This window comes from Companilactobacillus suantsaicola (assembly GCF_004745525.1).
Lineage (GTDB): Bacteria > Bacillota > Bacilli > Lactobacillales > Lactobacillaceae > Companilactobacillus > Companilactobacillus suantsaicola.
This window is the reverse complement of record NZ_RKLY01000007.1, coordinates 89,808-101,062: the sequence shown is the minus strand read 5'-3', so window position 1 is coordinate 101,062 and position 11,255 is coordinate 89,808. Positions and strand designations below refer to the sequence as shown.

Below are 11,255 nucleotides of genomic sequence, written 5' to 3'. Positions count from 1 at the left end.
ACCAACGAAGAATTTTGGGGTGAGGTCGCTTAAAAAGTTATATTATTTGAGCCAAGAAAATGTCAACTTGACAAGGACGAGTGCATTCCAGCCAATCACAGGACTTGTGCGGAAGACGGCAATTTACACTAACCAAGTTTCAGAATTCCCATTACAGAACTAGAAAATGGTATCAAAATTACTTAACTAAATTCATTTTTTGGTGTCTGTTTGTCAGCCAAGACTTTTGAAGTTTTATCATACTTAAAATGAATTTTATTTAATTGGGGATTAAATTTTTCGACTTGGAAATTGCTCTTTAAAATTCTGACGTTAGGAGATTGACGATAGAATCGTAAATCTTGTCCTTGAAAACTGGAATTACTTTTGACTGCTAAATCATTCTTAGCATTAACTAATGTGGTATCGATCTGTAAGTCGCGAAAGAATAAATTTGTTTTTCGACGTAATTCCAATTTGTTAAAGATGACTGAATTTTTTAAATACACGGTTGAATTTTTAGCGAATAAGTATGCAAAAGTGGTGTTTTGAGCAAATAATTTACTGTGATCTAATGAAAGTCCGATGGCTTTGGTTTTGTTACCAGTCCCAATTTGACTCTCTTTAAAAGAGAAGTAGGAATTTTGACCATAAATGGTATCCCAACTGTCGCTGGTATTACGATCGATAGTTACGTTGTCACCATAAATTTTCGAACCATCGTATGCACTGAGCGTGTTTTCATCGTTAGCGGTGTAACTTAGTAGAAGATTTTTAAAAATTACAATTGTACCTTGTACGACTGTAAAACTGGCGTACAATTTAACGGCTTCGTTGTCATAAGTTTTGCCAACAATTGAAATATTGTTGGTAATGGTACAAATCAAGGGATTATCTTTTGTAAAGTAGGAACCTGGTAATAATTCGATCACGTCGCCATCTTTAGCGTTGACAATGGCATTCGACAATTGATCATCATTATTTTTTTGATTTCCTATGAGTATTTTCATCTAAATCCCTCCTTTAGTGAATAGAATATATTATAAAGTGTAAAATAAAAGAGACCAACAAGTAAATGTTAGTCTCTTTTAAATTCTAAAGTGATAATTATACACGAGTAACTTTTCCTGATTTCAATGCTCTAGCTGAAACCCATACACGTTTTGGCTTACCATCTACCATGATACGAACTTTTTGCAAGTTTGGCTTCCAAGCACGCTTTGTTTGGTTAAGAGCGTGTGAACGTTTGTTACCGAACACTGTCTTACGGCCTGTAATAATATCTTTTGCCATGGGACCGACCTCCTTTGGCTACATGTTTTTTCTTTAAAATATCACCTGACTAATTTACCATAACCTAGAAATGAAATCAATAGAGTAATTGTGTAATAATAGAGTTTAATATAGTTTAAATCTTTAATTCGAAATGTTGCTATGATAAAATTTTAATGTTTATGATAGCTTAGGTCCAAAGAATAGGAGGATCCTGATATGGCAGTTACAATAAAAACAAAGCATGGTGAAATTGAAATTTCAACTAATACTGTTGCAACGATCGTTGGTGGAGCTGCTTCTGATATCTACGGTATTGTAGGTATGGCAAGCAAAAATCAATTGCGTGACGGTATGAATACAATTTTAAACCGTGAAGATTTTTCTAGAGGTATAGTGATTCATCAAGAGGACGGAAAGCTAGCCGTTGATGTTTATATTATTGTCGGATATGGAATTAAAATATCTGAAGTAGCTAAGAATTTAAAAGAAAAAGTGAAATACAACCTAGAAACAATGCTTGGAACACCAGCTGGCACTGTTAATGTATATGTTCAAGGAATTAAAGTTCTAGATGACATTGAATAGGTAAGCTAGTTGGAGGGAAAACTTTTGAGCAAAGAACTAATTACAAAAAAAGAATTTTCAGATATGATTCGTGTGGCATCACATCGACTCGAAAAGAATGCTAAATTTGTTAACTCATTAAATGTCTTTCCGGTTCCTGATGGTGATACCGGTACTAATATGAGTTTGACGATTCAAAGCGGTTTTAAGGCCGTTAATGAGTCAGAGAGTGACAATGTCGGTGTTTTAGGAAAAGCCTTGGCTAAGGGACTGTTAATGGGTGCTCGTGGAAATTCAGGGGTTATTACGTCACAGATTTTCCGTGGTTTTTCAAAGAGTATTGAAAATAAAGATACTTTGAATGCAATGGATTTAGCTAAAGCTTTTGACGATGGAGTTAAAACGGCTTATAAAGCTGTTATGAAACCAGTTGAAGGAACAATTTTGACCGTTGCACGCTTTGGTGCTGAAGCCGCCATGAAAAAGGTTGAAAGCACTAACGATACAGTTGAAATTTTAAAAGCAGTCGTTAAAGGTTCTAAAGTAGGACTTGAAAAGACACCATCACTTTTGCCAGTTTTGAAAGAAGTCGGCGTAGTCGATTCTGGTGGACAAGGATTAGTTTTCATTTATGAAGGCTTTTTAGAAGGTCTCAGCGGTCAAACTAGCGGTGACGAAGAATATGTCCCAGATGAACGTGATATGACTGAAATGGTCAATGCGTCCCATCATCAATCAGTTCAAGGACAATTCAATACTGACGAGATCAAAAATGGTTATTGTACCGAAATGATGGTCGAATTGGGGAAAGATCCTACTAGCGACGAAGAGTTCAACAACGATACTTTGCGTGATTACCTAGATACTATTGGGGACTCACTAATTTGTGTCGCCGATGACGAAGTAGTTAAAGTCCACGTCCACACTAACTATCCATATAAAGTTTGGGCAGCTGGACGCAAGTACGGTGCTTTAAGCAAGATCAAGATTGATAACATGCGTTTGCAACATGAAGATATTGTTGAAGAAGATCAACCAGTCGCTGAACCTGTTCAAAAGCAAATCGACTATGCAGTGATCGCCGTATCCTCTGGGAAAGGTTTAGCCCAGTTGTTTGAAAGTTTAGGTGTCACGCATATTATCAGTGGTGGTCAGACTATGAATCCATCAACTAATGACATCGTGGATGCTATTAACAAATCTAATGCTAAACGAGCTTTAGTATTACCAAACAATGGAAATATCGTTATGGCTGCTAAACAAGCTGTTGACCTAGTTGATATTCCCGTTGCTATCGTTGGTACTAAGACGATTTCTCAAGGAATGACTGCTATGCTTTCATTTAATCCCGAAGCCGATTTGGAAGAAAATGAAGAGAACATGGAAGATTCCCTAGATACAGTTAAGAGTGGACAAATCACTCAAGCAATTCGTGATACCGAAATCGATGGCTTGAAGATTACTAAAGGTCATTACATGGGAATTGTTGATGGTAAGATTTTAGTAGATGATCCTGATATTGTTGCTGGAACTGAAAAAATGCTTGATAAGATGATTGACGAAGATAGCGAAGTAATTACTATCATGGTCGGTCAAGATGGAAATACTGAAGATGCTCAAAAGGTTGCAGATTACTTAGATGACAAGTATTCCGACCTAGAGACTGAGATTCACCAAGGTGATCAACCAGTTTATCCATATTTGATTTCAGTTGAATAATTAATTGATTGAGGCAATGATGAAACTAAGTTTTGTCAGGCCTCTTTTAATTCTATCCAAAGAAAGGGGAAATTATGGATCTTAGAAAAGTGTCATTAGCAACCTTGCCTTCGGTAGGACCAAAACGTTTAGAATCGTTGCAGTCGTTAGGAATAGAGAATGTCTATGATTTGTTGTTTTATTTCCCATTTCGTTATGAGGATATGGAAGCTAAATCTTTAGACGAGGCAGTTGATCAGGAAAAAATTTTACTCAAGGGTGTCGTTGCTAGTGATCCAGTTGTTTTTCGCTATGGATACAAGAAAAATCGTTTGAATGTCCGTCTTTTGGTGGAAAATGAATCGATCATGGTGACATTTTTTAATCAACCTTGGTTAAAAGATAAGTTTGAAACAGGTCTCGATGTAGCTGTTTATGGCAAATGGAATGAAAATCGTCGGGCATTGACGGGGATCAAAGTGATTGACGTTAATAATGACGATTCAATCGATTCGGTTTATTCAGTTAATAAAAATATTCATCAAAAAACTTTGATAAATTTAATTAAAGTCGCTTTTGAAAAGTACCATCAAGAAATTGAGACTGTTGTCCCAGAATATTTGCGAAAAAAATATAAATTGTTGAATGATGAAGAAATTGTTTCAGGGGTTCATTTTCCCAAGACGCCACAGCAAAGTGATGAAGCTCGTCGTAGTGCAAAATTTAGAGAGTTTTTCTTGTTCCAATGTGGTTTGCAGAGTATCAAACGCGAAGACAATCAAAAAAATTTGGGTATCATCGAAAGCTATGATAAGAAATTTATTCAGCAGTTTATTGCTGATTTGCCATTCACTTTAACGGATGCCCAACAAAAGGTCGTCAAAGAAATATTGGGTGATATGGATTCAGATCATCACATGAATCGGCTTTTGCAAGGGGATGTTGGTTCTGGTAAAACCATCGTCTCAGTAATTGCTATGCTTGCTTCTGTGACAGCGGGCTTTCAAGCTAGCATCATGGCGCCAACTGAGATTTTAGCCCAACAGCATTTTGATAAAATTAGTAAATTGTTGGCACCGTTAAAGATTCGCGTGGCCTTGTTGACGGGATCACAGACTAAAAAAGAACATGACTTCATTACTGAAGATATTGCTAGTGGAAAAACTAACATCGTGGTCGGAACGCATGCTTTGATTCAAGAAGGGGTTGATTTTAAAAATCTCGGTTTGATCGTCATTGATGAACAACATCGATTCGGAGTTAATCAACGAAAGGCTATGCGACAAAAAGGTGACAATCCAGATGTGTTAGCGATGACTGCCACGCCGATTCCCAGAACTTTAGCGATTACGACGTATGGTGATATGGATGTTTCAAGAATTGATCAGTTACCGGCTGGTCGTAAAAAAATTGAGACTTATTGGATTCGGAGTCAAAAAATTGAACAGATGTATCAATTTGTGGCTAAAGAGTTGTCCGGAGGGGCACAAGTTTATGTGGTAACACCTTTAATTTCAGAATCTGAAAAAATTGATTTAAAAAATGCTGAATTGATTTATGATAAGTTTAATGAATTATTTGGTCAAAAATATCAAATCGGTTTGTTGCATGGGCAAATGCCTAATGATCAAAAAGAAGCGGTCATGAATGATTTTGCTGACAAAAAAATCGATGTCCTAGTTTCAACGACCGTTATCGAAGTCGGAGTCGATGTTCCCAATGCTTCAGTAATGGTCATTTATGATGCTAATCGCTTTGGTTTGTCGCAGTTACATCAATTGCGTGGCCGTGTTGGTCGTGGAGAAAAGCAGTCATATTGTATTTTGATTGCTGATCCCAAAAATGAGGCAGCTTTAGAAAGAATGAAGATTTTAACATCGACGAATGATGGCTTCGTTTTAGCTGAAGCTGACTTGAAGATGCGTGGAGCCGGTGATTTGTTGGGGAATCGTCAGTCTGGTTTGCCGGAATTCAAAGTTGGTAATCCAATCAACGACATCAATATTTTGGAAATTGCCCAAGAGGAAGCAACAACTTTGTTTGAAAATGAATCCTTAATGAATAGTCCAGAGACGGAAAATCTACGAGTGTTCATTAAAGATGAGTTTGATCAATTAAACAATTTTGATTAGTGAGGAAATAAAATGAAAATAGCTGTCGATGCAATGGGTGGAGACAATGCTCCACAAGTGATAGTTGAAGGAATCGAACAAGCTCGTGATGAGTGGTCAGATTTGGAGTTTGTACTGTATGGGGATCAAGCTCAAATTAAAGAATATCTGAAGGATGACACACGAATTAAAATTGTGCATACCGATGAAGAGATTCTCGGCACAGATGAACCAGTTAAGGCAATTCGCTCAAAGAAAAATGCCTCAATGGTTTTAGCCGCTAAGTCAGTCAAAGATGGGGAAAACGATGCGTTGTTCTCACTTGGAAATACTGGAGCCCTTTTGGCAGCGGGAATTTTTATCGTGGGAAGAATTAAACAGGTGTCACGCCCTGCCTTAATGCCAACTTTGCCAGTGACTAACTCGCCATTGGGAGTTAATATCTTAGACGTTGGTGCTAACGCGGAAGCTAAACCAGCTTATTTGCAACAATGGGCAATCATGGGTTCAATCTACGCCCGTGATGTTAAGAAAATTGATAAGCCAAGAATTGCGCTTTTGAACAATGGGACTGAATATGACAAGGGTGATACGCTTCACAAAGAAACTTATCAATTATTAAAAAACACTGATGACATCAACTTTATCGGTAACGTTGAATCTAATAATATTTTAGCTGGAGTCGCTGATGTTATCGTGACTGATGGTTTCACTGGTAATGCTGCTTTGAAGGCTACTGAAGGTACAGCTACGATTCTTTTGAGTGAGTTGAAAGATGCCTTGCTAAATAATGGTATTTTTACTAAAATGGGTGCAGCTATCGTTTCACCTTCTCTCAAGGGATTAAAGAAGATGTTTGATACTTCTCAAGCTGGTGGAGCAGTCCTTTTGGGTCTGAAGTCACCAGTTATTAAAGCTCATGGGGCAGCTGATGCCAAGACAGTCTTTTATACTGTTAAGCAAATTAATGATATGCTAAAAAACGATACAATTAACAAAGCTAATAAGTATTTTGAACAAATGAATTCAGAAAAATAAGGAGATTTCCATGACAGAACAAGAAGTTTTTGACAAAATTGTTTCACTGATTGCTGACAAATTTGAGGTTGACGCTTCAACAATCACCAAAGAAACATCCTTTACAAAGGATCTCGATGCCGACTCAATCGACCTAGTTGAATTTGTGCTCGAATTAGAAGATGCTTTCGGTTCAGAAATTCCTGACGACGATGCAGAAAAGATTACTACCGTCGGTGAGGCAGTTAGCTACATTTCATCACATCAAAAATAAGGCCGAATGGTCTTATTTTTTTATCCAGATAATTATTTAAGTAGAAAGTTTAGTATAATTAGTAATATTGGAAAGGGGACACGTTATGTTAGATCCGAAATTCTTAGAGTTTTTAGACGAAAAATACGGAATTAAGTTTAACGATAAAAGCATAGTGGAGAGAGCGATGACTCACTCTTCGTTTGACAATGAACACAAGGAATTAGGTATTGGTGATTACGAACGGCTTGAGTTTTTAGGAGATGCCGTTTTGGAAATCAATATCTCACGTTATTTATTCAAGAAGTATCCTGATCTACCTGAAGGAAAATTGACTCGTTTGAGATCAGATATTGTGCGTACAGATAGTTTTGCCCGTTTTGCTAAAGAAATCCAAATTGATAAGTATTTGTTGATTGGTAAAGGTGAGGAAAAACAAGGTGCACGTCAAAGACATACCTTACTTGAAGATATCTTTGAAGCTTTCAACGGAGCTTTGTATCTTGATCAAGGTAACGAAGTGGTCAATGATTTCTTGAAGAAAGTTGTTTATCCACACATTGATTCAGGAGAATTTTCAGAAGATACCGACTTTAAGACACATTTACAAGAAAAATTACAACAATCAGGTGAAGTCGAAATTGATTACAAAGTAATTGATGAAGAAGGTCCTGACCATGACAAGAAGTTCAAAGTTGAATTGATTGCCAATGGTAAAATTTTATCCAAAGGTCTTGGCTACAGTAAGAAACATGCTGAACAAATGGCAGCCAAGCGCGCACTAGAGGAATTATAGGAGTTTATTTATGCCGTTAAAATCATTAACGATCAATGGGTTTAAGTCATTTGCTGACAAGACAAAGATTGATTTTACTAGTGGTATCACTGGTATCGTCGGACCCAACGGGAGTGGAAAATCAAATATTACTGAAGCCATTCGTTGGGTAATGGGTGAACAATCAGCAAAAAGCTTACGTGGAGACAAGATGGTCGATGTGATTTTTGCTGGTAGTGCAACTCGCCCCCAGATGAATCGGGCTGAGGTGATTTTAGAGTTTGACAATCACAATCATGAATTGAAATCTGCCCAAGATAATATTACGATTTGTCGTCGTCTGTTTAGAAATGGCGATACTGAATTTTTGATCAACAAGAAAGCTTGTCGGTTGCGTGATATTACTGAATTATTTATGGATTCTGGGATGGGAAAACAGTCATTTTCGATTATTTCTCAAGGTCGAGTTGAAGCTATTTTTAACAGCAAACCGACTGAAAGACGAAGTATCATTGAAGAATCTGCTGGAGTATCACTGTTCAAACAAAAGAAGCAACAAGCTGAAAATAAATTGTCAGAAACAACCGATAACTTGCATCGAGTGTCGGATATTGTATCTGAATTGTCTAAGCAAGTTGAACCATTAAAAGAGCAAGCTAGTATCGCTCGAGATTATCAGGAACAGAAAAGTAAGTACGACAGTATTTATCAAAAGATCTTGACGATTGAAATTAAAGATCTATCTTCACAGAAGCATCAAGTTGATAAAGAGTTACGTGAAGTAAAATTGAGTGCCCAAAACATTGCCCAACAAGTTAAAATTGCTAATAAACAAGTAGAAGACAATAATCAAAAGATTCAACAGTTGACCCAAGAAATCGATGATCAACAAAATAAGTTAACTGATAATACGAGAACTTTAGAAGTCTATAACGGAAAAGTTGCCGTAGCTGATGAGAGAAGTGGCTTTAATATCACTAGTCAAGCTTCTCTAAAGAAGCAATTGGCTGATTTGTTAGAGCAAAAGCAAACTAATCAAGCAAAGTTAAACGCTTCTAATCAAAAATTGACCGATTGTAAGGCGAAGATTGAACAATTTGAGAAACAATTAAAAGACGTTCAACAATTGAAGCAAAAGACACCAGCCGATATTTCAAAAAATATTGATCAGTTGCGTGACGACTATGTCAACTTCTTACAGGATCAAGTTTCTAATAATAATGACCAAAAGTATTCGCAAAAACAATTGGACCGGATTCTTGCGGCTGTGGCTGAACAAAATAAGCAAGTGACTGAGATCAATGAAAGTTTAAAAGAGTCGCAAACTAAAGCAGATATTTTGCAGAAGAGAATTGCTGATTTGGTAAGCGATAATAAATCTTTGATTGAGCAAGATCAAAATTTGTCTAAAAAAATTGAGCAAATTACTGAGACTGGTAAGAAGGAAAATAGTAATTACTTAGCTATTTTGGAAGGCTTGCAAGAGATCAAAGCGCGCAAAAAAGTGCTGGAAAATATGGAACAAGAGCACGCTGGATTCTTTGAGGGTGCTAAAAATGTCTTGAACAATCAGGATAAGTTGTCAGGTATTGTCGGTGCTATCGCTGAATTGATTTCGGTACCCAAAGACTATCAATTAGCAATCGAGACGGTAGTAAGCAATCAATTACAATCGATTGTCACAGAGGATGAAGTTGCGGCGAAAAAAGCCATTTCATTCTTACGTCAAAGTCGCGGTGGACGAGCAACATTTTTACCAATCAACATTATTCGCCCTCGAGAAATTTATGCTAACGATTTGAACAAAGCCAAAGCAATCGCCGGTTTTGTTGGGGTCGCTAGTGACTTAGTTAAGTACGATTCAAAGGTTGGCAATATCGTCAAAAATATTTTAGGCAATTTGTTAGTCGCCCAAAATATTGATGTTGCTACAAAAATCTCTGCAGCGGTGGCTCGTAAATATCGAGTTGTTACCTTAGATGGGAACGTCGTTAATGCAGGTGGTTCCTTGACTGGTGGACAACAGCGTCGTGTTAATTCAAATATTTTAACTAGAAAAGACGACTTGACCCAATTAACTAAACAACTGTCACAAAAGGAACTATCACTTGATCAAAAACAACGTGAGGTTCAAGATCTACGTGAGCAATTGATCAAATTGAATGCTGAGAAGAAGACTGCTGACGAAAAATTAGCTAGTTTTAATCAAGAAAAGAATCAATTAGAAAATTCCTTGTCGACTTATCAAAATGAGGAAAAACATTTTAATGAACGTTTGACAGTTATTCAATACGGATTGTCGAAAAATCAAACTGAAGCGGACCAATTGAAACAAGATTTGGCTAAGCAAACGCAATTAGCAGAAGATATCAATCAAAAAATTGCCCAAAATCAAGCTGAAATTGAACAAAAACAAAAATTGTTGACTGATTTCGATGCAGAATTAAAATCAATCAATGAAAATGAACGTCAATTGCAAACACAACTGGCTGTCGTTAAGAGTACTTTTGAGAGTGCCTCGGTTCAAAATAATGAGTTAAAAGAAACTGGTCAAAAACTGGCTTTGCAATTGGCTGATGTTAACAAACGTTTGGAAACTTTGGATTCAGAAAAAGACCAGTTGAATTTGAGCAATTCAGAAGTTAAAAAACGAATTGCGACACTTAAAAAAGAGATCGAAAAACTTGAGAAGAGTGTGGGTTCCTTAAAGGATCAACGTTTGCATCAACAAGCTTTGTCGAGTGATTTGAATAATAAAGCTCAGCGAAATTTTGATTTGCAAAAAAATGCTTTTGACCAACAAGAAGGTTTGGCGATTAAAAATACTAAGCTTTCCAATGAGATCAACAGTCGACTGGATACGTTGTCGCAAGATTATCAATTGACCTATGAGGCTTCACTTTTAGAGTTAAACAAAGGTGATTTTGACCCACAACAGTTGCAAAAAGAAGCTCGTTTACTCAAAATGGGAATTGAAGAGTTAGGTGAGGTCAACTTGGCGGCTATCGCTGAATATGATAAGGTCAAGGATCGATACGAATTCTTAACTCAGCAACAAAACGATTTATTGAAGGCTCGAGCTCAATTATTGGATACGATGTCGGAAATGGATAAGGAAGTAACGACTCGTTTTAAGAAGACTTTTGATGAAGTAGCAGCTGCCTTTGAAGTGATTTTCCCAGAAATGTTTGCCGGTGGTCGAGCTAAATTAGTTCTGACTGAGCCAGACAATTTATTGGAAACGGGAATTGAAATCATCGCCCAACCACCAGGGAAGAAATTCCAGCGTTTGAGCTTGTTATCTGGTGGTGAAAAGGCTTTGACAGCTATCACATTGTTGTTTGCTATCATCAAGGTCAAGCCAGTTCCATTCTGTATTTTGGATGAGGTCGAAGCATCACTTGACGATGCCAATGTTTATCGTTTTGCTAACTATTTAAATCAGTACGACGACAACACTGAATTTATCGTAATCACGCACCGTAAGGGAACGATGATGAATGTCAATCGCTTGTATGGTGTCACGATGGAAGAATCTGGTGTGTCACGTATGTTGAGTGTCGAAGTTAAAGGATAAGGAGTA

The 11,255-nt window shown here is 37.0% G+C and carries 9 protein-coding genes; 7 read left to right on the top strand and 2 right to left on the bottom strand.

All coding sequences use genetic code 11. The features are described 5' to 3' along the window. Positions 1-182 precede the first annotated feature (182 nt). Together EGT49_RS04265 and rpmB are read right to left on the bottom strand one after the other, a co-directional pair. Complete coding sequence (locus EGT49_RS04265; protein ID WP_135371838.1) at positions 183-989, bottom strand: hypothetical protein; 807 nt, start codon at positions 987-989, stop codon at positions 183-185. A 97-nt stretch (positions 990-1,086) separates the two neighbouring features. Further along, positions 1,087-1,272 carry a 50S ribosomal protein L28 gene (gene rpmB / locus EGT49_RS04260; RefSeq protein ID WP_135371836.1) on the bottom strand — a complete coding sequence of 62 codons (186 nt, stop codon included), beginning with the start codon at positions 1,270-1,272 and terminating at the stop codon, positions 1,087-1,089. Between the two features lie 198 nt (positions 1,273-1,470). Here rpmB and EGT49_RS04255 point away from each other — a divergent pair, with 198 nt between their 5' ends. The 7 genes from EGT49_RS04255 to smc all read left to right on the top strand — a co-directional run bounded on the left by EGT49_RS04255 (position 1,471) and on the right by smc (position 11,249). Continuing rightward, positions 1,471-1,839 carry an Asp23/Gls24 family envelope stress response protein gene (locus EGT49_RS04255; protein ID WP_135371834.1) on the top strand — a complete coding sequence of 123 codons (369 nt, stop codon included), beginning with the start codon at positions 1,471-1,473 and terminating at the stop codon, positions 1,837-1,839. Between the two features lie 63 nt (positions 1,840-1,902). Beyond that, entirely contained in the window at positions 1,903-3,537 is a 1,635-nt protein-coding gene (locus tag EGT49_RS04250; protein WP_167849750.1) for a DAK2 domain-containing protein, read from the top strand. 74 nt (positions 3,538-3,611) lie between these two features. Beyond that, the gene (gene recG, locus EGT49_RS04245; RefSeq protein WP_135371831.1) at positions 3,612-5,648 is read left to right on the top strand and encodes an ATP-dependent DNA helicase RecG; all 2,037 of its coding nucleotides are present in this window, start codon (positions 3,612-3,614) and stop codon (positions 5,646-5,648) included. 12 nt (positions 5,649-5,660) lie between these two features. Then, positions 5,661-6,665, top strand: a complete 1,005-nt coding sequence (gene plsX / locus EGT49_RS04240; RefSeq protein WP_135371830.1) for a phosphate acyltransferase PlsX — start codon at positions 5,661-5,663, stop codon at positions 6,663-6,665. Positions 6,666-6,675: 10 nt separating this feature from the next. Then, positions 6,676-6,918, top strand: a complete 243-nt coding sequence (acpP, locus tag EGT49_RS04235; RefSeq protein ID WP_135371828.1) for an acyl carrier protein — start codon at positions 6,676-6,678, stop codon at positions 6,916-6,918. An 85-nt stretch (positions 6,919-7,003) separates the two neighbouring features. Then, positions 7,004-7,693 carry a ribonuclease III gene (rnc, locus tag EGT49_RS04230; RefSeq protein WP_135371826.1) on the top strand — a complete coding sequence of 230 codons (690 nt, stop codon included), beginning with the start codon at positions 7,004-7,006 and terminating at the stop codon, positions 7,691-7,693. Positions 7,694-7,703: 10 nt separating this feature from the next. Continuing rightward, positions 7,704-11,249 carry a chromosome segregation protein SMC gene (gene smc, locus EGT49_RS04225; RefSeq protein ID WP_135371824.1) on the top strand — a complete coding sequence of 1,182 codons (3,546 nt, stop codon included), beginning with the start codon at positions 7,704-7,706 and terminating at the stop codon, positions 11,247-11,249. Positions 11,250-11,255: the final 6 nt, after the last annotated feature.